At 44.4% G+C, this 23339-nt stretch carries 21 protein-coding genes; 10 read left to right on the top strand and 11 right to left on the bottom strand.

Annotated elements, in window-relative coordinates:
* Window positions 1-90: 90 nt before the first annotated feature.
* The 3 genes from minC to yihG form a co-directional block, all read right to left on the bottom strand.
* Window positions 91-927, bottom strand: coding sequence for a septum site-determining protein MinC (gene minC, locus AAEY72_RS03740; protein ID WP_352309491.1), 837 nt, complete (start codon window positions 925-927; stop codon window positions 91-93).
* Window positions 928-1038: 111 nt separating this feature from the next.
* On the bottom strand, window positions 1039-2166 hold the full coding sequence (locus tag AAEY72_RS03745) for a hypothetical protein (protein WP_352309492.1): 1128 nt from the start codon (window positions 2164-2166) through the stop codon (window positions 1039-1041).
* Between the two features lie 444 nt (window positions 2167-2610).
* Window positions 2611-3567, bottom strand: coding sequence for a 1-acylglycerol-3-phosphate O-acyltransferase, YihG family (yihG, locus tag AAEY72_RS03750; RefSeq protein WP_352309493.1), 957 nt, complete (start codon window positions 3565-3567; stop codon window positions 2611-2613).
* Window positions 3568-4005: 438 nt separating this feature from the next.
* Here yihG and AAEY72_RS03755 point away from each other — a divergent pair, with 438 nt between their 5' ends.
* From AAEY72_RS03755 to AAEY72_RS03785, 7 genes are all read left to right on the top strand, one after another.
* Window positions 4006-4662: a YiaD family glycine zipper/OmpA-like lipoprotein gene (locus AAEY72_RS03755; protein ID WP_189585567.1), complete on the top strand. Its 657-nt coding sequence runs from the start codon at window positions 4006-4008 to the stop codon at window positions 4660-4662.
* Between the two features lie 289 nt (window positions 4663-4951).
* Window positions 4952-6400, top strand: coding sequence for an imelysin family protein (locus tag AAEY72_RS03760; RefSeq protein WP_352309494.1), 1449 nt, complete (start codon window positions 4952-4954; stop codon window positions 6398-6400).
* Window positions 6401-6674: 274 nt separating this feature from the next.
* Window positions 6675-8324, top strand: a complete 1650-nt coding sequence (locus AAEY72_RS03765) for a di-heme oxidoreductase family protein (protein ID WP_352309495.1) — start codon at window positions 6675-6677, stop codon at window positions 8322-8324.
* Window positions 8325-8365: 41 nt separating this feature from the next.
* On the top strand, window positions 8366-9514 hold the full coding sequence (locus AAEY72_RS03770; RefSeq protein ID WP_352309496.1) for an imelysin family protein: 1149 nt from the start codon (window positions 8366-8368) through the stop codon (window positions 9512-9514).
* Between the two features lie 3 nt (window positions 9515-9517).
* The gene (locus AAEY72_RS03775) at window positions 9518-11134 is read left to right on the top strand and encodes a DUF1513 domain-containing protein (protein ID WP_352309497.1); all 1617 of its coding nucleotides are present in this window, start codon (window positions 9518-9520) and stop codon (window positions 11132-11134) included.
* 22 nt (window positions 11135-11156) lie between these two features.
* Window positions 11157-11819, top strand: coding sequence for a M48 family metallopeptidase (locus AAEY72_RS03780; protein WP_352309498.1), 663 nt, complete (start codon window positions 11157-11159; stop codon window positions 11817-11819).
* Between the two features lie 144 nt (window positions 11820-11963).
* Window positions 11964-12566 (top strand): methyltransferase domain-containing protein, encoded by a 603-nt coding sequence (locus AAEY72_RS03785; protein WP_352309500.1) that lies wholly within the window; start codon window positions 11964-11966, stop codon window positions 12564-12566.
* Here the strand turns inward: AAEY72_RS03785 and AAEY72_RS03790 are convergent.
* Both AAEY72_RS03790 and AAEY72_RS03795 read right to left on the bottom strand, forming a co-directional pair.
* Window positions 12547-13215: an HD domain-containing protein gene (locus AAEY72_RS03790; RefSeq protein WP_352309501.1), complete on the bottom strand. Its 669-nt coding sequence runs from the start codon at window positions 13213-13215 to the stop codon at window positions 12547-12549. The genes AAEY72_RS03785 and AAEY72_RS03790 overlap by 20 nt on opposite strands.
* Window positions 13216-13259: 44 nt before the next feature.
* The gene (locus AAEY72_RS03795; protein WP_352309502.1) at window positions 13260-14168 is read right to left on the bottom strand and encodes a hydrogen peroxide-inducible genes activator; all 909 of its coding nucleotides are present in this window, start codon (window positions 14166-14168) and stop codon (window positions 13260-13262) included.
* 277 nt (window positions 14169-14445) lie between these two features.
* Here AAEY72_RS03795 and ahpC point away from each other — a divergent pair, with 277 nt between their 5' ends.
* Window positions 14446-15012 (top strand): alkyl hydroperoxide reductase subunit C, encoded by a 567-nt coding sequence (gene ahpC / locus AAEY72_RS03800; protein ID WP_010201562.1) that lies wholly within the window; start codon window positions 14446-14448, stop codon window positions 15010-15012.
* A gap of 176 nt (window positions 15013-15188) precedes the next feature.
* On the opposite strand, the gene AAEY72_RS03805 is transcribed toward ahpC, so the two are convergent.
* On the bottom strand, window positions 15189-15437 hold the full coding sequence (locus AAEY72_RS03805) for an HP1242/YdcH family protein (protein WP_352309503.1): 249 nt from the start codon (window positions 15435-15437) through the stop codon (window positions 15189-15191).
* A gap of 214 nt (window positions 15438-15651) precedes the next feature.
* Window positions 15652-15900 carry an HP1242/YdcH family protein gene (locus AAEY72_RS03810; RefSeq protein WP_010201558.1) on the bottom strand — a complete coding sequence of 83 codons (249 nt, stop codon included), beginning with the start codon at window positions 15898-15900 and terminating at the stop codon, window positions 15652-15654.
* 488 nt (window positions 15901-16388) lie between these two features.
* Here AAEY72_RS03810 and ahpF point away from each other — a divergent pair, with 488 nt between their 5' ends.
* Window positions 16389-17966 (top strand): alkyl hydroperoxide reductase subunit F, encoded by a 1578-nt coding sequence (gene ahpF, locus AAEY72_RS03815; RefSeq protein WP_352309504.1) that lies wholly within the window; start codon window positions 16389-16391, stop codon window positions 17964-17966.
* A 237-nt stretch (window positions 17967-18203) separates the two neighbouring features.
* Window positions 18204-19652 (top strand): alanine/glycine:cation symporter family protein, encoded by a 1449-nt coding sequence (locus AAEY72_RS03820; protein WP_352309505.1) that lies wholly within the window; start codon window positions 18204-18206, stop codon window positions 19650-19652.
* 74 nt (window positions 19653-19726) lie between these two features.
* Here the strand turns inward: AAEY72_RS03820 and AAEY72_RS03825 are convergent, their stop codons facing one another.
* From AAEY72_RS03825 to AAEY72_RS03840, 4 genes are all read right to left on the bottom strand, one after another.
* Complete coding sequence (locus tag AAEY72_RS03825) at window positions 19727-20470, bottom strand: glutathione S-transferase family protein (protein ID WP_352309506.1); 744 nt, start codon at window positions 20468-20470, stop codon at window positions 19727-19729.
* A 144-nt stretch (window positions 20471-20614) separates the two neighbouring features.
* Window positions 20615-20947, bottom strand: a complete 333-nt coding sequence (locus AAEY72_RS03830) for a protein tyrosine phosphatase family protein (protein ID WP_010201553.1) — start codon at window positions 20945-20947, stop codon at window positions 20615-20617.
* A 119-nt stretch (window positions 20948-21066) separates the two neighbouring features.
* Entirely contained in the window at window positions 21067-21393 is a 327-nt protein-coding gene (locus AAEY72_RS03835; RefSeq protein WP_010201552.1) for a protein tyrosine phosphatase family protein, read from the bottom strand.
* Window positions 21394-21607: 214 nt separating this feature from the next.
* Window positions 21608-23317 carry a SulP family inorganic anion transporter gene (locus tag AAEY72_RS03840; RefSeq protein WP_352309507.1) on the bottom strand — a complete coding sequence of 570 codons (1710 nt, stop codon included), beginning with the start codon at window positions 23315-23317 and terminating at the stop codon, window positions 21608-21610.
* Between the last annotated feature and the right edge of the window lie 22 nt (window positions 23318-23339).

Consider the following 23339-nt stretch of genomic DNA (forward strand, 5'->3'; position numbering starts at 1 on the left):
ATTAAGTAAGATATTTAGCCATTACTTTCTCAGTACTACAGCAAATGCCTTTAAGATTTATATATAAAATTCGACAAATCAGCCGTCTAACTAAGCATCATCCATCACGGTAAATACCAAACCTTGACCTTCTATAAAGCGTACTTGTACTGGTTTGTCGATCACGTGTTCCGGTAAATTGTCTCGTAGGCAGTAAGTGCCTGCGACTGACACCAATGACGGGTTAAAGACCTGACAAAAAATACGAGCATCTTTGTCGCCTGTTGCTCCTGCGACCAAACGACCTTGGGCGCGGCCGTAGACATGCAAGCTGTTGTCAGTAATCGCTTCAGCACCACTGTTGACACTGTTGGTCAAAATCAAATCCCCACCGACGTGGTTAAGGCTCTGTCCTGAACGTAGCATTTGGTCATAGATGAGGCTGGTGATATGTTCAGCGCTTACCAAGGTTTCTGCTGGAATATTGGCGATGGTCGTCTCGGCCGTTGTCTTAAGTGCAGGTTCAGACGCTACGTCATTCGTGCTGGTCGACTCTGTACTTTTGGCTTCTGACGCTTTATTGACTTGAGCAGTGGCTTTTTTACTGGGTAGAATACGCTCGATACGTTTGCCGTCGGCAGGAAATATCGCCAATCGCTGCTCACGTGCTTGTGCATCCAACACACCTGTCACGACACCGATAGGTTGCAGTCCCCATGACCATAACAGCTCTACCAATGCAGACAGATCTTGTTCGACCTCGCTATCAATGAGGATAGGGATATTGCTGGATTTGTTGCTAAGCGTTTCAGCAAGCTGAGCCTCGATAGCGCTCAAGTCATCCGTACTGAACTGTAAGCGCGAAAAGGTGAGCATCTTGCCGTAAAAGGCGAGAGCAGGCGTAGCACTCGGGGTTGGGCTGCTGTTGTCGTTATCTAAAATCGTCATAAGATTGATCCTCAAAAAATATCGTATGGCTGCATGCGTACTATATTTATTATTATTTAGTGGTTATTTACTTAGGTGCTGGTTATTTAGTAGCCATTTTTAGCAAAAATGTTATAAGTTAAGCATGTCTTGGTGCTTCCATTGCTGCACTTTTATTTGTGCTTCAAATGCTGTCAAACTGTCCTCAATAATGCTAGAAATCAAAGTATCCAGCGCGGTGTTGTTGGTATCGATTTCTGCCACACCGCTGGCAATAGCGACCATCAATGCATCAAGACGTTCAGCATCGAGGAGACGCTCGTTTAAAGCAATGACCACATTTTCACCAATATTGTGTCCCACATGCTGCAATTGCGACTCAATCAAGCCACCAGCGATGGGTATCATGCGCAAGTAGCGACGTAACTCTGGCGTATTGGCCAAACCTTCTTTGATCGCTTCGCCCATCGCACCAGCTATCATGTTATTGCCCCCTGGTGAGGCCGTCAGCGCTTGCAGCTTTGGCGCCAGCTCTGTGCGTAGTAGCGACAATAATGCTGTTTCAATCTCATGACGGTTGCGAGCAATCGTTGATTCGATCAATGATTTGTGCGTTTTGGTGTCGGTAAGCTGCACACGAAAATTATCGATTGCAGTCAAAATGACACGATCTGACAACTCTTCTAATAGCAGATCAATATAGAATTTGATGCGGTCAATCCACGACTGCGGTAGTACTTGATAGCCAAGCTGATATAGTCGGCGGCCGATGACTACTACTCGAAATAACCGTAGCGCGCGTAGCTGCGGAAAACAGCCCAATACCTCATACCAGTGGACAAACGGAAAAAAGAACCAGCGATAATAAACCTTTTCTTTAATGGCAATTGCCCAGCGTAATAATAGCTCGACGACTAAGAATATGGTGAAAAACCCACCCGCCGTACGCAACGGATCATGCAAAGTGCCTTGATACCAGTTAAGCGCATCACTCAGTGTCAGCCACCCTGCAACATTACTACTAAAGTTACTCATCAAGATGGCATCTATGCTAATCAATAAGAGATCAATACTAATAGCAACAATCATCAAAATGTCATAAGTCAGCTTAAAGCGACTTGGTTTGGGACGATTTGACTGTGTTGACTGCGTGCTTGAAGGTTGCATGCTCGGAGATTGACTGCTTGCTAAGTTCGATGACTCATTTGGCATTGCTGCGGCTATTGGTGAGCTTTTAGTAGGAGAGGCGGGCACAGTCATACCTTTTAGTAAGAAATGGCATAAGAAATAATGTCATCAGTAGACAGGGTCAGTGATGATATTACAACTGAGTAAGCGAGCGTTTTAATGACTATTCACATTATCAATGAATGCCATCAAAAAACAACCCATCAACCATTATAATTTGGTATTTTATATCAATTGAGTAAAACCTGATATTAGGGCGTGTCCTCAATCTGAACAGTAAACTGTAAACGGGTTAAAAATGGCTAAATATTTGCCAAACTGCGTCAAGTAGCTTGCTCATATCTCGATATTATCTGTACTACTTTCCTTGTTTAGCTGCCATTTATCTCATTTTTATCAGCATTTTCAAAACGAGGACACGCCCTAGCCAGTTTTTAGTGTTTATATTGCAGCATAAAAAGTATAGTAACATTGTGATTTGCAGATTCACTGAAAAAAATAATTTTATCGTTCAGTCTATTTGCTCTGCGGGTTATCTGCAAAGTCAGCAAGCATGGTGGTAATAAGGTCATCTTTTTGACACCATATCTGTTCAACCCAATCGAACATTTTAGCCTTTATTGCCTCATCCTCTTCATAGCCACCATTTTTGATACCAGCAAACAATTCGTCAGGTATTTTAATATACCGAACGTCAACGCCCAAGCGTCTGATATTGCCTTTCCATAGATCACCATAGGTTGGCACGCCATCCGGATAAACAATGGTCATATCCAAAATACCATCGATGTCATCCCCTAGTGCATTGATAGCCAGCGCCAAGCCACCCGCACGCGGTTTCAGTAAATGCGTATAAGGTGAGCCTTGTTTGGCATGTTTCTCTTGTGTGAAGCGAGTGCCTTCTAAGTAGTTTAATAAGGTAAACGGTTTATCTTTTAATAACGCGCAGGCACGCTTGGCTTCTTCAATGTCTTTGCCCTTTAATGCAGGGTTTTTGGCAACCTTTTCTTTAGGATGGCGGCGCATCATTGGGAAGTCTAAAAAATAAAAGGCTTGACCAACGATTGGGATATAAATCAGCTCAAACTTGGTAAAAAATCGGGTGAGGGGCAGGCGCTGTTCACCAATGTATTGCACGATACTGGTATCGACCCATGACTGATGATTGCTAACCAGCAGGTATTTACCGGCCATATGGACGTCATCGGGTAAGTTGATACGCCAATCTTTACGTGGCAACATATTATCGATCAAAGCGTTGTTACTACTAATCCAGTGGGCAGCAATTTTTATCACGGTTTTATCCGCAATGGGTGCTCCAGTAATCATCTTTGTCGCGCCCATTAGCCATAGCGGAATACTATAACCAAAGCTATTGGCCGCGATGACACCAGCTGCTGTAGTCAGTGAAACCGCCTTGCCCAATTTTGGGGCGCGTTGATGTATTTTTTGAATAGTAGAGGTCAGGCGCATGTTTAATCCCTGTCTATCGATATTGTTGATATATAAATACTCCATTTCTGAAGTCGTTATTTCCAAAATTTTTTGCGGTTTTATAGGGTTGAAATCGCGCTATATGTTTAGTGGTGTTATTAGCGCTGCTTCATGGTCAACTTTATTGCACGATTCTAACAGAAATTATTCATAGTGTACGACTGTAAACGTGACTTGCCATGTCTGGCCTAGTAGAGATAGATAACACAAAGGAGGAGGGTACAAACCCTCCTGCACTTCTCATACATAGATGTGACAAAATATTACACATAAATAGATGGTAATTGCCATAATAATAACGAACGCAAGATAAGCACCTAAAAAAGATAAGCACCTAAAAAAGATTCATAAATAATCTTTATAAAAAGTACAGCTTAACAAAGCACAATTTTAATTTAATACTTAAGAGGAAATATTATGCGTAACACATTAATGATTGCCGCAGTCGCATCTGGTTTAGCACTTAGTGGTTGTGCTACTGATCCAAACACTGGACAACAGCGCTTGAACAAAACTGCTATCGGTACATTGGCAGGTGCTTTAGGTGGTGCAACCATCTCTAAAGCAACTGGTGGCGACAAAACTGGCCGTGATGCAGCTATTGGTGCCGCATTGGGCGCTGGTGTTGGTTATTACATGGAGCGTCAAGCTAAGCAGCTTGAGCAACAGATGGCTGGTACAGGTGTAACGGTTGAGCAAAACCCAACGACTGGTAACATCGACTTAGTTATGCCAGGCAGCATCACCTTCTCATTTGATGATGCTACATTGAGCTCATCGTTCAAGCCAACACTTGATAAACTTGCTTCAACGATGAACCAGTACAACAAAACATCAGTTAACATTGCTGGTCATACCGATAGTAAAGGTTCAACGTCATATAACATGGGTCTATCACGTGATCGTGCTTACTCAGTGGCTAACTATCTGACTGCTCGTGGTGTTGCTTCTAACCGTGTCAACGTTGTTGCTTATGGCGAATCACGCCCAGTAGCTGATAACAACACTGATTATGGTCGTCAGCAAAACCGCCGTGTTGAGCTAACTATTAACTCGCCACAAAGCGTAAACTAATAAATGGTTTGATAACCATTAATTTTAGTCGCTTACAGTAAGAGTAGTGCAAAAAAGGTCAGCAATACGCTGGCCTTTTTTTGGGCTTAGAATTTGATAAGCCAGCTTTTGATCAACGATAAGACCCAATCCTTAAATTATATTTGATAATAGTTATCAATAACATTATAATTCGCAAATATTTGAATATTTCAGCAATAGTAATGACAGTGTTTAGCAGCTATGACCCTATACATCAGTCATTTACTGTACTTGCCTTTTTTTATAATGTATCTCATCGAGGACGTGTATGAATATGACCACAGTGACGAGCCGTAAAATTTTACCGACTACTTTAGCCGCTGCGCTCGCAGGGATACTGCTGGTATCGGGTTGTACCAAGCAAGCCAATGACGATGCCGCCACTGATGCACAAACAGAGGTGCAAAATACAGACGATGCCAATCATAAAACCACATCAGGCGCAGAGCAAGCCAATATCGATCGCTTGGCACTTAGCTATGTAAATATGGCTCATGCTGCCTATAAAGATTCATTAGACACCGCAAAGACTTTGCAGACGGCAGTGAATGCTTATGTAGATGCGCCAACTGAAGCGAACCTTGAGGCGGCAAAAGCTGCCTATAAAGCGGCGCGTCAGCCTTACTCACAGACTGAAGTGTTCCGTTTTGATGAAGCATTTGTGAGCGCTGATGACAAGCGTGAGATTGGTAGCGTCGATGGCTGGGAAGGACAGGTCAATGCATGGCCGCTCGATGAAGCGCTCATTGATTACGTCAGCGACGACTATGAAGGTGAATATAACAGTCAAGACAATATCATCAATAGTGATAGCATTGCCGTCGGTAGCATTAAGCAAGATACCAGCACGATTACGCCGCAACTTTTAGCAGACATGAATGAGATCGGTGGTAGCGAAGCCAACGTGACGACCGGCTATCATGCGATCGAGTTTATGCTATGGGGACAAGATACCAACGGCGTCGGTGAGGGTGCAGGCAACCGTCCGATTAGTGATTACAATACCACCGATGGCAAATGTACTAGTGGTGAAAGCGCCAATACCGATGCAAGCATTTGTGAGCGTCGCGGCGAATTCTTAAAGGCCGCTGCGCAGTTATTGGTCGATGATTTGACCGCGATGGAAGCCCAGTGGCAGCCTGACAGTGAGCATACCTTACGCAGCGATATGATAGCGCGCAAAGATAATAATGGCCTACGCCAGATTATGTATCAGATGGGCAGCTTGGCATTTGGCGAGCTGGCCTCTCAGCGTATGCAGGTCGCCTTCGTCACGGGATCTACCGAAGACGAACATGAATGCTTTAGTGACTTGACCCATCTGAGCTACGCTAATAATGCTCGCGGTATTCAGAATGTATTTAATGGCAGCTACAAGACCCTCGCGGATAAAACCATTGGTGGCTATGGCGTGAAAAACTACCTGATTGATACGGGTCATCAGGATGTTGCTGATAAGCTGGCTTCTGACTTTAGTAAAGTAGAAAGTGATTTTAATATCATCGTTGAAAAAGGCGAAAAAGAAGGTATTAAGATTGATCAAATGATAGCGACCGTTGGTCAAGCAAGCAAACAAGGTATCTCTGCTGAAGAGCAAAATGCTCGCCGTGGTTGGATCGAGACGGCCATTACCAGCTTGCAGGAATTGACGACTGGTATCGAAAGCGCGGCAAAAGCGGTTGGTATTGATAATCTAGATGCTGATGCGGGTTTATAGTTTTAAGCTAGGCTGTTTATACGCTTACTAGCGTCAGTTGTATTCATTTATAATGCCTGATAAGTCGCTATAAGTGAATGAGAATTATTTTCATAAGAAAGTAATTTATGTATAATACACACGTTGTCAATCTCGGTTGGCAATGTGTTTTTTTATGCCCTGTTAAAATAACGCTACCAACCAGCCTTTTTACAGTTGTACCCTGTTGACTGTAACGACATATTGTTATGGTGCGCGATTTTTATGGTTCTATACTAGCGCTAAGGCAATGCTTATGAACGCCATTTCTGCCACGAAAGACAAACTATCTATGTCTCTTCATACCTCTTTATTGTCTAAAAATACACCGTTAAAGCTTGCGCTTAGTGCTCTCTGCGTCTTGTCACTTACGGCTTGTCAGCCAACTGACAGCTCATCCGCTAATAAGAATGACGTCAATGCTGATAAGCAGGATAAAGCCTTGTCTGCTGAACGCAGTCAAAATATTGAAGCGCTGGCTGGGGTGCCCATGCAGCAGCTTGCCTCCTTTGACCCGCAAGAGATTAAGCAAGGCGGTGATAGCGGTATTAGTATTACCAGTGCTGAGAGTTACTCAAAACCTTCATCAAACCTCACCGCCTTACGCAAAGGTTCTTTTTTCATTGGTAATGCGTTCTTTCAACAACCGTGGGTGATTGCCCCTGCTAGCACGGACAGCCGTGACGGTCTTGGCGCGTTATTCAATGTCGCCGCCTGCCAATCATGCCATGTCAAAGATGGTCGTGGTCATGCGCCGATGAGCAGCAAGGACGATGCTGATAGTTTATTAATACGTCTGTCTATGCCAGCGACAACGGATGAGCAGCGTCAGCAATTGCAGGATTCCCTGATCGAAAAAGTAGTGCATCCTATGTATGGCGGTCAGCTACAAGATCGCGGTATTCAGGGTGTACCAGCCGAAGCACGAATTGCGGTACAGTGGACCGATATGCCAGTTACCTTTGCCGATGGTTATGTCGAAACCCTACGTGCGCCTAGATTTGAGTTGACCAAACCCGGCTATGGGGCGTTTGATAATGAAATGATGGTATCACCGCGAGTGGCTTTACCAATGATTGGGCTTGGGCTCTTAGAACAAATACCTGACGATGATATTAAAAAACAAGCGGTCAATAACAATAGTACTAGCGACATCAGTGGCAAGTTTAACTGGGTGATGGACCCGCAAACTGGCAAGCATGCGCTTGGTCGTTTTGGCTGGAAAGCTGGTCAAACCAAGCTGATTACACAAAACCAAAGTGCCTTTAATGAGGATATGGGGCTGACCTCAAACATTCGTCCTCATAAGTCCTGCATGCCGAGCCAAACCGCTTGTATTAACGCGACTACTGGCGCTGATGAGCAAGGTAACGGTAAGCCGCCCGTCGAAGTGAATGATGAAATAGCCAAGTTTGTAGAATTTTATACGCGGAATTTAGCCGTGCCACATCGTCGCAATGCCGATGATAAGCTGGTACTGGCTGGTAAAAAACGTTTTTATGATATGGGTTGTCAAAGTTGCCATACGCCAAGATATCAGTTGCCAAAAACCGATGACGACCATCTTGAGCAGCATGGACAAGTCATTTATCCTTATACGGATTTGCTGCTGCACGATATGGGCGATGCGCTTGCCGATCGCACGATAGCGGGCAAACTACCAGCAAAAGATGCGCAAGTTGAGTTTTTGGCCAACTCATACGAGTGGCGTACTCCTGCATTGTGGGGAATTGGTTTGGCTCAAACCGTCGATCCGCAAGCGACCTTTTTACATGATGGTCGCGCGCGCACGCTGATGGAAGCGGTACTATGGCATGGCGGTGAAGCAGAAAACCAACGCCAAAAAGTGTTGAAATTAGATAAGCAAGGACGCGCTGAATTAAACGCCTTCTTAAAATCATTATAAAAATGATATAAATTACTACTTATCCCATTACCGAGAAACTTATGAAAATAAATCCTGCATTAGCAATGGCGTTATCGGCACTGAGTGCTGGATTACTCATCAGTTGTGTCAAGCCTGCCGATGAGAATAAAACAGCAGAGATGGATAGCCAAACCGTCGCGCAAGATGGTGCTGCCTCAAACAGTACGGCCGCCGATAGCGCGAATGACGAACAGATAGTCGCCATAGATATCAGTGCGGAGACCGAAAAAACTTATCTGACGCATGTGGCTAAAGACATTGTCATTCCAGCTTATGCGGATGCGGCGAAGCAAAGTGGTTTGTTACATGATTTGGCGCAGAAGCATTGTCAGCAAGCGCCTGTCAGCGGTGATGAATTGCAAGCGTTGCGTGCTCAGTGGTTGGTGCTGGCACAAGCATGGGCGAGTGCTGAGATGATCAACTTCGGTCCTGCGACTGCTAGTATGAGCAACTTGTACATCAATTATTACCCTGACGAGCGCGGCTTGGTACACAGTGGTGTTGCAGAGCTAATCGCGGCCAACCCAAAACTAACCCCAGAGCAGCTCGCTAACGAGAGCGCTATTGTGCAAGGCGTACCAGGTCTGGAAGAGGCGCTATTTGCCAATGACAGCTTGAATGCTGCTCAATGTGCTTATGTGGCCAGCGCCAGCGCGGCACTAAGCACGCGATTAAAAGACATCGAAAGTAACTGGCAGCAGAACGCCACAACTTTACTGGCGATTGATAAAACGGCTGATAGCGATCAAGGTTTGAACCAGTGGTTTAACGCTTTATTGTCATTGATTGAGACGATGAAGACCAATGCTATTGATGAACCATTAGGTCTCACAGACAAAGCCAAGGGACATCTGCCTGCTGCTACTGCTGGACAAAGCCGCGCTATTATCAATGCTAAGTTGGCTACCTTGAATAAAACACTGACTGACCCGGTATTGACGGCCATTCTTGGCAGCAATAATGAGAATGCTATTGCGGCCACTCTATCAAGCGAGCTGGCTGATACCACCACGCTATTGGCGCAGATGCCAGAGGATTTAGCGACTGCCGATAAAGCCAAGCAGCAAGAATTGTTTGATCACTTTACGACCATTACCCGCCTGATGAAACGCCAATTGATTCCCACCTTGGGTATCCGTGTTGGTTTTAACAGCAATGATGGCGATTAAGTCATGCAAATCTCTGAAGCCAATACCGCTGCGATAGCAAAATCTCATAGCGCGTCCTCTAAAGCAACGCCTAGACCAGCAGACAAGCGCTCAAATCATGAGCAGCTGGTGACGTCGGCCTTGACTACGCTCGGTAGCGTATTGGGAACGGTGGCATTGGTTGGTATACATCATCACTATCGCAAGCAGCATCAGCCTGAAGCAAAGTTGCAAGACTATGTGTCGGGTGTGCGTGCTCAGCTGCATATATTGCAAGCATCGCCCAAGTCACAGCTAATCCGTTTTCGCTACGCCTATCAGCACGCGTCTGCTGCGTGGCAACGGGCTTATCATGATGATATCGATGATAAAAATCATGATACTAAAAATACCGTGACCGACCTGACGGCAATGCATAGCACCGTTATGCTGGCGCGTCCAGTATGCTGGGTCAGTGGCGTAGCGTCGATGCCACAGAACCTATCATTGATAAATAACGACGATAGTAATGATGATAGTAGTAATGATGAAACTGGCTTTGGGGTAGTCGGCATCGATGCAGACCGACAAATCGTTTGGCAAACGACCATGCCTGAGCGTGTCCACGATATTGTTGTCCAGCCAATCGCTAATATTCAAAACACTCAAAACAGATCAAATGCTCATAATTGTCAACGCGATGTCGTGGTGTTGGGTCGCCGCCCCAGTGAAAGTTTTTGGGTATTAGACACAGCGACAGGACAGGTAAAGCTTGCTATAAAAGCGGCTGATAATCGCCATTTTTATGGGCATGCTTGCTACAGTTTGGATGGCTCAAAGCTATACGTCACTGAGAATGATACGATAAGCTTGGCGGGTAAAATTGGTATCTACGATGCTCATGATAACTATAATAAAATAACCGAATTTGACTCGCACGGTATTGGGCCACATGAGCTGATTATGCATCCAGATGGCGAGACACTGGTCATCGCTAATGGCGGTATCAAAACGGAACAAGCCTCTCGTGAAGAGCTGAATCTCGATACCATGCGTCCATCGTTGACTTATCTGAGTCGTCATGATGGGACGCTGCTTGAGCAAATTATCCCTGAACACAATCAGATGAGTGTGCGTCATTTGGCCATACATGACGATGGCACGGTGATGATTGGTATTCAATTTCAGGGTGAGAAACATATCAATGTACCGTTAGTGCTGACCCATCATCGCGGTGATTCTGACTTTAAACCATTGGTTATGCCCAATAATCACTGGCAATGCTTCCATCAATACATTGCCAGTGTGGCGGTTGATAGTGAGCGCAATCTGTTATGTGTGACCACACCAATTGGTGGCTGTGCAGCGATTTATGATTTAAACACACGCATGCTGATTGACGCTGTGCGTTTGCCAGATTGTGCAGGAGCTTCGCTAGTCGCTGGTCAGGCATCTGGTCAAACTAAAAGTAATCATGGAGCGTCAGGCTTTATCGTCAGCGATGGGCACGGGAAGCTGACAAGATTGAGGGTGAATACCCTACCAGTAGAAACATCGGATGTAGCAGAATCAAATTCAAAGCATACTGCCAACATTATGGTGCAGGACAGTCAAATACATAATATGTCTTTTGACAATCATTTGCAGGCAGTTTTAGCATAAGCGGTGTAAGGGAGAAACCATAATGCCGCAACCGAGTACGTCGCTCGTATTAGATTTGGCGAGACAACAGCTGGCACAAGCAGGTATTGTGCTGCACGTGACCAAAAAGCGCGTCAAAAATATCAATTTTCGCTTAAAGCCTTATGCGCTCATGGTCTCCGTACCGATGTCTATCAGCGCCAGCCAAATCGCTCAGTCTGTCGACAAGCGCGTATCATGGGCGCTAGACAACCATCCGCAAGTGTTAGCGCGTTATCATCACAAGCAAACCCCGAAACCCAAAGCGTCAACCTCAGATAGTCCCGTGCTCTTATGGGGCATCGAACAATCTTTCACTCTCAACCACGATGAAAAAATTGCTTATTATCGGCAACAACTTACTGAAGTAAATCCATCTTTATTTGACAAGTGGCAACCGATAGTCGGTGCTACTGCTAATGAAGTGCGGTTGAAGAAGATGCATACGCGTTGGGGCAGTTGTAATACACGCGCGCGCCGAATTTGGTTATCCGTATATCTTCCCGCTTACCCGATTGAATGCACCGAATACGTCATTGTCCATGAGCTGTGTCATTTGCATCATGCCAATCACAGCAAGGCGTTTTGGCAAACGGTAGCGGCAGCGATGCCAGATTATCAGCAGTGGCACGATATGCTAGCGGGCAAGTCGGGTCAGCTGGATTAAACGCCTCACACAAATGATATAAAGGCATTCGTTAACCCTAACATACCTGCTATGATAAGCGCTCACGTCGCAGTATACAGCGTATCATTCAAATAATAGAATGATAGGTATATTGTAGATGCATGGTATATACAGGGATGTCATATGGACAACGTCAATCAAGCCGAATTTTGGCAGCAGCGTTATGAGACTGGTAGCATACAGTGGGATATGGGACAGGTGTCACCACCGCTAAAAGCTTACATCGATCAACTGCCTGCGTCTGCTAAAGATCAGGCTATTCTAGTGCCAGGGGCAGGCAATGCCTATGAGGTTGGCTATTTACACGAGCAGGGTTTTACCAATGTCACATTGGTTGATTTTGCGCCTGCACCGATTGATGCGTTTGCAGAGCGCTATCCTGACTTCCCAGCGGCGCACCTGATTTGTGCAGATTTTTTTAATTTATCACCTGAGCAATATCAATTTGATTGGGTGCTTGAGCAGACGTTTTTTTGTGCGATAAATCCGTCACGTCGTGATGAATATATCGAGCAGATGGCAGCGCTATTGAAGCCGCAAGGTAAGCTGGTTGGCCTGCTTTTCAATGTGGATTTTGGCCGTGATGAACCACCTTTTGGTGGCACAAAAGATGAATATCAGCAGCGTTTTGAGCAGTATTTTGATATAGAGATGATGGAAGCCAGCTATAACTCGCATTCTGCACGTCAAGGCAGTGAGTTATTTATCAAGCTGAAAGCGAAGTAAGCTCACGCTTGATATTATCTCGCGCTTGCTTTTCTAACCGTTCAAAGTAATAATCGGTCAAATACAGTCTTGGATGCGCCAACAATCCTTTTAACACCGCTGTTCGTCCGATACAGTAATCGGTAGCTGGCACGTGTGCATACTCTTTACGTACCGCAGATGCGTACGGTTCATATTCAGACCATGCAGCACCCAAAACGCTCAAATCCATATCTAACAGATAAGCCGCATCGCTGCACTTATCATCGTCTGCTAATGCATCAAGTTGATGAGTAGCTGTCATCATGATAAGTGCATAGATATGTTGGCATTGTTCCGCGCTCAAATATTTCTGCAACGCTTCCACCGCATAGTCTGCACTTTTTAACTCATTATCTGCCCGTGTTGGCTCGTATATCACATCGTGATAATACAGCGCTAAAGCGATGATATGGGGTTCATAAAGGTTGTGCTTAACTTGCTCAAACTGCGCAAACAACTGCTTAATGTGGTGCAGGGTGTGATAAGCGCGATGGGCTTCGTTATAACGGGTAGCGGCAGCTTGCCAAAGCGCCTCTACCTCTACTCGATCAATATCATTAGCGATGGCAGACAAGTGCATGGCGAAATGCTGACCAAGGTCGGACGTTACGTGCGAAACATCGTTCATATCTATTCTACAATGCCTAGTTTATGATTGTTCTAACGGTCAAATCAATCCTTATGAGCTGCATCTTCAAAAGCTTGTTTAAATACCTTGCCCAGTAAATTTACATCGTCGACACGAGCATAATTCAAACGGGTGACAAAGGCGATGTGGCGATGTGGGCCTTTTTCTGCTAATGGCACCGCGACCGCATTTTGGTTCTGTAGGTGCAATTGATCCAGGGCCATCTCAGGTACTAAAGTTGTGCCCATATTAGCGAGTGCCATCTGAATGAGCGTGTTTAAGCTAGCGTCAGAAAAGCTCGATTTCATTTGCGCCCGATCAAAATGACAAACCGATAGCGTCTGATCGGTCAGGCAATGTCCTTCACCCAGCAGCATGAGATTGGCAGTAGCGAGATCCTCAGAATCAATGGTGTTAAGCTTGGCATGGACATCGTCTTTTGGGAATACTGCGAAGAAGTCTTCACTCCAAAATTCAAAACTGTGCAAGCCATCTACGGCATAGGGTAGGGCAATGATTGCTGTGTCAATATGACCGTAACGGACTTGCTCGAGTAAGCGTTCGGTTTGTTGCTCAACGATGGTCATGCGAAATTCTGGATAATTGGCTCGCAGTGTAGGCAGGACTTTTGGCAGCAAGTAAGGAGCAATCGTTGGAATGATACCCACAGTCATCGGGTAGGCAAGCGGCGTTTGATGGCTGTGCGCACGGGTGGTCAAGTCGCTCACTTCAGAGAATACACGCTGCGCCCGCGTCAGGATATCTTGCCCAATAGGAGTGATAAGCACTTGTTTGTTATTACGCTCAAAAATCTGTGTGTCTAGTTGCTTTTCTAATTCTGCGATACCTAAGCTCAGCGCAGACTGCGAAATATTACAATCTTCTGCTGCCCGTTTGAAATGGCGGTGTTTAGCGACTGCTAAGGCAAATTCAAGTTGACGTAAGGTAATCATAAGACCTCTTTTTTGGTTGTTTTTTACTCAAATGACAATACTTATGCATCTTGGTCATTATCGAGATTTACCGATAGCACACTGATGACATGAAGTAGATAGAATAGTTTAACAAGTTTAATAAAACAAAACATCACATTAAAAACTTTTAACTGGATTAACCATAGAATTCGCGTATAGTTTGTCAGGTAGCCCAGATAGTTCAAGGCTTAACAGAAACAATCAAATAAATAAGCACCATTAAATTAATCACACTTAATCAAAAAAGGAGCCAATCATGGCGTCTATTATCAATCAAGAAATCCCAGAATTTTCAGCAGATGCATATGTAAACGGTGAGTTCAAAACCATCACTTCAGAAGACGTAAAAGGTAACTGGGCGATTTTCTTATTCTACCCAGCTGACTTTACTTTTGTTTGCCCAACTGAGCTTGAAGACATGGCAAACCATTACGAAGAGCTACAAGGTTTGGGCGTAGAAGTATACTCAGTATCGACTGACACTCATTTCACGCATAAAGCATGGCATGATTCTTCAGACGCAATTGGTAAAGTAAACTATCCAATGATCGGCGATCCTACTGGTAAAATCACTCGTGGTTTTAACGTGATGATCGAAGAAGCAGGCCTAGCTGAGCGCGGTACTTTCTTAATCGATCCAGATGGTTTGATTCAGGTTGCTGAGATTCATGCTGGCGGTATTGGCCGTAGCGCAAAAGACATGCTGCGTAAAGTAAAAGCAGCACAATATGTCCGTGAAAACGATGGCGAAGTTTGCCCAGCAGCTTGGGAACAAGGCGGCGATACATTGAAGCCAAGTCTTGACCTAGTCGGTAAAATCTAGGTTAGTAAAACCTAAGTAGTTATCCAACTATTTTAGCGATAGGTAGCGCTGTTTTTATTATTTTCTAATTTGAACCAGTGCTATAAATAAAGACCCCATCAGCTTACGTTGATGGGGTCTTTTTATATCTTAAGCTAAAGTGTTATTAGTGTTATTTATCGATAATAAATAAGCTATTACGCTTGAGATTGCATTTTATTTTTATCTATGGTTTTGTAAATCTCATCTTTGAGCTGTAGCTTGCGCCGCTTCATTTGTTCGATTTCTTCATCGCGGCTGGCGTGTTTGACCACGTCATTCTCAAGCTTATCAATTTGTCTGTCCAGCGTAGTATGTTCATCGAAGATACTCGCAAAGTGCGCATCTTTTTGCTTGAGCTCATCGATGATGTCGCTGTGATCTTGCCATTTATCAGTCATGGTCATGTTGTCATCCTTGTTATTTAGCGTGTGCTTAGCATAAGCAGTGACGCGTTGTGGTTAAGACAGATTATGATTGTGAGACTTGTTGATTATAAAATTAAGATTTATAAAACTAAATGTAAGAAATTCTTAGCAGTAATTTTGGGGTGTATCCTCGATTTGAACGAAAGTGCTCAGATAGGATAAAAATGAGGACACGCCCCTAATAAATGAAGCATTAAGCGTGAGATTGTGTTTTGTTTTTATCAATTATTTTATAAATTTCATCTTTAAGGTGTAGTTTTCGACGCTTCATTTGTTCTATTTCATCGTCACAGCTGCTATGTTTTATCAAATCCTTTTCGAGATAATTGATCTTCTCATCCAGCTGAGTATGTTCAGCAAAAATACTCGCAAAATGGCTGTCTTTTTGCTTAAGTTCAGCGATAATTTCTTTGTTATCTAGCCTTGTATCAGTCTTTCTCATCTGGTCATCCTTGTTATGAGGCGCAAGCTAACGGTCAGCATCAGCGCATTGTCGTTAAGATTTATGATTGTGAGACTTGATTATTACTCAACCAAACCGCTATTACGCTCAATAGTGATAAGGCTTAATACAAGCAGAAATAGCCTTTGATAAGCACGCATAAAAGCCAATCTTCCGCTAGGAAACAGGAATTATTCCTATTGCTCTTATTCGATTGTAGCGAAAAAATCATCTTGATACTATGATAATAATCCTCTTATAAGTTTAAATTTAATTATAAATTCTAATTAATGATTGGTTTTATAAAACATAAGGTTTGGGTTTCTCAGCTTGCTCAAATCTATGAAACCTATGATAATAGGGACATCAAAAGGCACAAGCCTTATCCAAATAACACTTTAAACGATATTACTTACTACAGATTCTCCGTCTTTAAACGTGCAACCGCTTAGTTGCCGTTACATATTAAATAATAATGAGGAACAAACATGATAGATCAAAGTTTATTAGATGCCATCAAGAGCTATAGCGAAAACATGACCCGTCCAATTACCTTTGTCTTAGGCAATGGTACGCATGAAAAGCGGGCAGAGTTGATTGACTTTTTGACCAAAATCGCTGGTACGACTGACAAAATCAATTTTGATGCAGAAGCGATTGATGAGAGCTTGCCTAGTGCGATTAGTTTTAAAGTCGTCAGTCATGCTGATGACGCGTTGACTGATACTGGTATCGTCTTTAGCGGTATTCCTGGTGGTCATGAGTTCACCTCGCTTATCTTGGCAATCTTGCAAGCGGGTGGTCATACGCTAAAACTAGACGAAGGTATTCAAAAGTTAGTCAAACGTTTTAATAAGCCCTTACAGTTCCAGACCTATGTGTCATTGTCTTGCCACAGTTGCCCAGAAGTCGTGCAAGCGTTGAACCAATTTGCCTTATTGAATGACGACATCAGCAATGAGATGATTGATGGTGCATTATTCCAAGAGCAAGTAGAAGCGAATAACATCCAAGGAGTTCCAGCGGTATTTTTAAACGGTAAGCCGTTTGCTAATGGACTAATCGATACGGCTAAGTTGATCGGAAAATTGCAAGAGCAGTTCCCTGACTTGTTGTCAGAAGTGGAAGACGACGCTGAGCAGTTAGAGCAGCAAGACGTCACTATCATTGGCGCTGGTCCTGCTGGGGTCGCTGCTGCCATTTATACCGCGCGTAAAGGTCTAAAAGTGACCATGGTCGCTGATCGGATCGGTGGACAGGTCAAAGATACGCAAGATATCGAAAACTTGATTTCTGTACCATTGACGACAGGTACACATCTATCAGCAGACTTCGTCAAACATTTAGGCGAATACAACATCACGCTAAAAGAGCACGTCAGCGTTAAAGAAATCGGCGAGACGTCGGAAGAAAACTATAGTATTCATCTAAATACGGGTGAGACTTTTGAGACGCGCAGTATTATCTTGGCGACGGGTGCCCAATGGCGCAAGCTTGGTATACCAGGTGAAGAAGAGAATATTGGTAAAGGCGTGGCTTTCTGTGCCCACTGTGATGGCCCGTTCTTTAAAGGTAAAGAGATTTCTGTCATCGGTGGCGGTAACTCTGGTGTCGAAGCGGCGTTAGACCTTGCCGGTATTGTGAAGCATGTGACCGTGCTTGAGTTCGCTGATGAGCTAAAAGCGGATCAGGTATTGATCAACAAAGCCAAAGAGAGATCAAACATCGAGTTCATCACTGGGGCGGCGACCAAAGAGATTAAGGCCACTGATGGTAAAGTCAGCTCCATCGTCTTTGAAGATCGCAAAACAGGTGAAACCCATGAGCGTGATTTGTCCGGTGTCTTTGTACAGATTGGCTTAGTACCCAATACTGGATTTATCAAAGGCTTCGTGGATTTAAACCGCTTTGGTGAAGTTGAGATTGATGAGCGCTGCCGTACGGATCGCAAAGGTATTTTTGCTTGTGGTGACGTCACGACCGTGCCATTTAAGCAGATTAACATCGCGATGGGTGAGGGTAGTAAAGCAGCATTGTCAGCGTTTGAATACTTGGTTATGCAGTAAGTTTGAAGTTAGTTTGAATTTGAAAAGCCACCTCTTTTGAGGTGGTTTTTTTGTGCTATCGTATAAATACGTCTATATAGAACAAATCCTAATATTTAGAAAATGGTCATTTAAGTAAACCAATAAAGCGATTTTTCTCAGAAAATATCAGCATTTACGTTACAAACTCGTGTTGTTGATGCAATAATGAGCTCAATAAAACCTATCATATGATCATGAAATATAAGGAAAATAGGCATGGAATATATTGAAGCTTTTTTTGCCCTAGTTGGGGATCTAACGTGGGGCTGGGCACTTATCCCTATGTTAGTTATTTTTGGTTTATTATTTTCCATTGTGGGTAGATTTGCCCAGTTTAGATATTTTAAACGTATGTTCCGTGTATTTAAAACGGATGAGGTAGGAGACGAAGGAATTTCTGCCCGTCAGGCGTTGCTCGTTTCTATCGGTGGACGTGTTGGCGGCGGTAACATTGCTGGCGTTGCTGTTGCAATCTCTTTAGGGGGTCCGGGAGCGGTATTCTGGATGTGGGTTGTGGCCTTAATTGGAATGATGACTAGCATTGTTGAGTGTAGCTTAGCCCAGCTTTATAAGCGTAGAGATACTGATGGTAACTTTCGCGGTGGCCCTGCGACCTATATTTTACATGGCTTAGGTAAAGACTATCGCTGGCTCGCCATCATCTATGCGATCTCGCTACTACTGTCTTTTTCTATCGGGTTTGTGGCGTTCCAAGGCAATACGGTGGCAGGCTCTGCGCTTGAAAGTTTCGGCATTGACCGCTGGATAACGGGTGTAGTACTGGTGATTGCAGGTGGATTTATTGTCTTTGGCGGTATTCAGCGCATTGCTAAAGTGGCCGACGTTGTCATTCCTGTGATGGCATTAATCTATATTGGTATGGCGCTGATTGTCATCGTGCTCAATATCACCGAATTGCCTGCATTGATGGCGATGATTGTTAAAAATGCGTTTGGCATTGAATCTGTCGTGGGCGGTGGTATTGGTGTGGCGATTGAGCAAGGCATGAAGCGCGGCTTATTCTCGAATGAGGCTGGTCTGGGTTCCGCACCTAATATCGCTGCTACTGCTTATGCCACGCATCCAGTCAGTCAAGGTATCTCGCAGTCATTATCTGTGTTCATTGATACGTTAGTCGTATGTAGTGCCACAGCATTTATGATTTTACTGAGCGGTGTCTATCAGCCAGGTGCTGAAGTTGATGGTATCGTACTGGCACAGCAAGCGCTAACGACCCAGCTTGGAGATTGGGCGCAGTATATCCTGACCATATCGATATTGTTATTTGCCTTAAGCTCTATCATGTATAACTATTATATGGGTGAAAATGCCATTAACTTTTTGGTCAAAAAGAATATCAAAATGGCGACTCTGATTTTACGAATTGTAGTGATGGCGATATTATTCTTGGGCGCAGTGGCTCCTGCAGCTACTACAGTATTCTTCTTCGCTGATCCGTTGATGGGCGTGCTAGCGCTAGCAAACTTATTGGCCTTGATAATGTTGTTTCCGCGAGCCAAGCGTCTACTTGACGACTTTGCAAGTCAATTAAAATCAGGGGTTAAAGAGCCGTTATTCGATGCACAAGAGTATGAAAAGTTGGACCTCGATCTGAGCGCATGGGGTAAAAAAGCGGTAAAAGAAGCGTTAGACCAAAAGCAGTAGTACACGTACGCTTTATTTATCTTGCATAAAAAAACCACTTTAACTGAGTTAAAGTGGTTTTTTTATGCAAGATACTATTTATTCGCCAAAATGCCAGCTATCGACATTATCTCACCTGCTTCATCTTCTTCGATGACGCGTGTCTCCTTTAAAGCTGAATCGATCCAAGCTTGTATGTGAGGATTGTTTAACATCGTCTCACAGTACTGTTTAGTCGTCGGCTTTAATTCTATGCTAGACGCATCAGCATAGGTCTGCAAGCGTAGCACTACAGGCGCAAAAAAAGCATCGGCAGCAGTGAATTGACCAAAAAGGTAGCTGTCTTTTGAGCGATTTTTTAAGCAATTTGCAAAAATCTCTTCGATACGAGCAATGTCAGTTAAGCAAGCATCGCTCGGTTGTATCTTAGCAGTCGCTCTGATATTCATCGGCATTTCATTACGAATACCCGTTAGACCAGAATGCATCTCAGCGACGATGCTTTGGCAATAGGCGCTATTTATTCTGTTGCGAGTATTGCTTTTAGTCTCAGACTTACTAAGTCCTGTCCAAACATCTATGTCGGTAAAATAATCATTGATATGCATGGCAATCGCTAAGGTATCCCAAACCGTAACTTTGTCATCATTTTCACCATAAACCAAAACGGGCACTTTGCCTGTTGGCGCATACTCATCGAGAATGGCTGTTGCTGAGGGGTGAAACAATTCGATAAGTTGTTCATTGAAGTCAACACCGAAAGCTTTGAGTAATAGCCAAGCTCGCAATGACCACGATGAATAGTTTTTATTGCCGATGATGAGAAGTGATTTTTGCATCATAAAGTCCTATTAAATAAAATTTAATTATGTACCCAATGCTGAAAATTGACCAGTCTATAGTTTAGTAATATGCAAAAAAATGCCCATCCAAGTTTTGGACGGGCATTTTTTTAAGTAGTGGCACGTTTGTTTAGACTAATATCAATCGTCTAACAAGTCCATGCGCTTAGCGGCTTCATAGATACCCGTTGAGCGATTACCCGTACGGCAAAATATTAACACTGGCTGCTCAGCTTGATTAAAGAAGTCAGCAAACTCCTCAACGTGGTTTTGATTGAGCTCACTACCAGCAAATGAGACTTCTTTATAAGCAAGTCCTGCTTCTTTAGCAGCTGCTTCGATATCAGCGCTGGTAGGTTGTCCAGGCTCTTCGCCATCAGGACGATTATTGATAATAGTTTTGAAGCCGTTTTCGGCAAGCATAGGGACTTGATCAGGGGTAATTTGTCCCGTAATACTGATTTCGTGGCTCATAAGAGCTCCTTTTATTGTTTATATGAAAGATTGAGATGTAAAGTGTAGGAATACAGCATCTAAGCCTAGGCTTATTGCAGTCATTTCTAAAGAGAAGGTGTGTAAGCGTTATTGCCGTTTTATAGCAGCCCTTGCATCAACGCGCTTTGATAAAGGAGTTTGGCGCGAGCACCAGTACCACAAAACATCAATATGGGCTTGGGCATTGAGTGATAAAAGACGGCAAACTGTTCTACGGTCAGCATACTCAGGCGCTCATCATCAAAGGGTAGGTGATGATACGTCAGATTTGCCTGCTTCGTTGCAGTCGCCAAATCACAGCTATTAGGCTGTGTCTCGATCTCAGCATCTGGGCGTATATTGAGCACTGAGCGATAGCCCAGCTCAGCAATCTTGACACATTGGCTTGGGTATATTTGCTTATAAATCGTTAAATCATCGGTCATAAAAAGGGTCATTTACGTTTATTAAAAAATGTTAAAAACACTAAAGCGTCGATTTGACGTATAAATGTTGTCTTATTTCAGTTCGGCTTGATTTAGCTTGTTTAGATTGAGTGCAGCCATACAACAAGCTAGCATACTATACTCTCTATCATAACGATATTTTGTTGCAGACATCAATAGTGATTGTATGGTTGACGAAAATAGTAGGGCGTATTTATATTTGCTTTAGAGCATTGACGGCATCCATAGTACTGAGGTACACCTGTCCTGATAGCTCAGCAATCAGCGGAGTGTGCTCGATGACATCCATGACTGGGCCTTTAATAAAGCTAAAGTGTAAATGCTTGTTTTGCAGGGCCAGCTCTTGATTTAAGGTGCTGAGCATTTCCTGCGCGGTCAGATCAATGTGATTGACCGCGGCCATAATGAGAATCAGCTCATGCGCTTCGGGATATTGTTGTAAGGCATTTAAGATGCGCCGATGTACCGATTCGCTATTACCAAAAAACAGACTCTCATCGATACGTAACATCAATAAATTATGAAAAGTGACGACATCGTGGCGATTGATATTGCGAAAGTGTCCTGTCCCAGCCAATTGTCCGACGATGGCGACGTGTGGTTGGCTCGATTGCCAGATGAGACTGGCAAATGACACCATGAGACCGATGACCAGTCCGGTATTTAGCCCAAATATTAGTACCCCTACAAACGCTGCGATAAAGCTTGCGCCGTCTAAGCGATCCCGTTGCCAAGCGGACTTTAAGGTCGCAATATCGATCAAGCCAATGATGGATGCCATGATGGTTGCGCCAAGCAAGGCGTAAGGCAACGGCGCAAGTGCGCTATTAAAGGCGATTAGTGCGGCAATCATCACCAGCACCGTCATCAGGCTGGCGAGTGGAGTTTTGGCACCTGAGTCGACGTTGATTGCCGTCCGTGAAAACCCGCCTGCCACCGCAAAGCTCTGAAACAATCCACCAGAAAGATTGGCGAGTCCAAGCCCTGTCAGCTCACGATTGGCATCAAACTTCTCACCGCGCAGTCGTGCATAGGTGCTGGCGACGGAACTGCTAGAGACAAAGATAATAAGCGCCATCAATCCTGCGGTTGGTAACAGTTTGAGTGCTTCTTGGATGTCTGGTATATGGGGCAGTGTGAAACGTGGTAACCCTTGCGGAATATTACCGATAGTCGCCACACCACGCGCATCCCAATGCAGTGCCATACTGAGTAAAATGGCAATGCCGAGCAAAATAAGGGGAAATAAGCGTTCTGCCCATTTGGCAGATGAGGATGACAGCCACGTTCGCCACACCCATTTGCTACTGTAGCGATTTGCGACCAAGAGCGCAAAAGCGATCACGCCAATCAACAAGGTCAACGGATGTAGCTGGCGCGCATATAACTGCATGGTCGATAAATAACCGATTAGGCTGCTGCCCGCGATCGGGATATCCGTTAAGTATTTGAGCTGACTGACGAAAATGAGAACCGCCGCACCGCTCACAAATCCTGCCGATACGCCGCGACTGATAAACTGCATGATCCAGCCAAGCTTGAGCCGTCCTGCGATCCAAAGCAGTGACCCCACCATCAGTGCCAATAGACTTGCCATTAGGGCATACTGCTCAGTGCCTTGCTCAGCGTAAGGCAACAAACTACTGGCAGTCATAATAGCGGTGATGGCCACCGGTCCGACCGCTTGTACATTGCTAGAGCCAAGCCAAGCATAGACGATGACAGGCACAATCGCAGCGTACAGACCATAGACGGGCGGCAAGCCTGCAAGTACAGCGTAGCCTAGGCTTTGCGGTATCACCAGTACGCCCACCACCAGCCCAGCGATGACGTCAGTCGGCAAGGCAGCCAGCTGATACTGGCGCAGCCAAGTAGGAATCAGGCGAGCAGCGATAGAGGTCATATCAATACGTCATCACAATAAA

The organism is Psychrobacter sp. W2-37-MNA-CIBAN-0211, assembly GCF_040309405.1.
Taxonomy (GTDB): Bacteria; Pseudomonadota; Gammaproteobacteria; order Pseudomonadales; family Moraxellaceae; genus Psychrobacter; species Psychrobacter glaciei.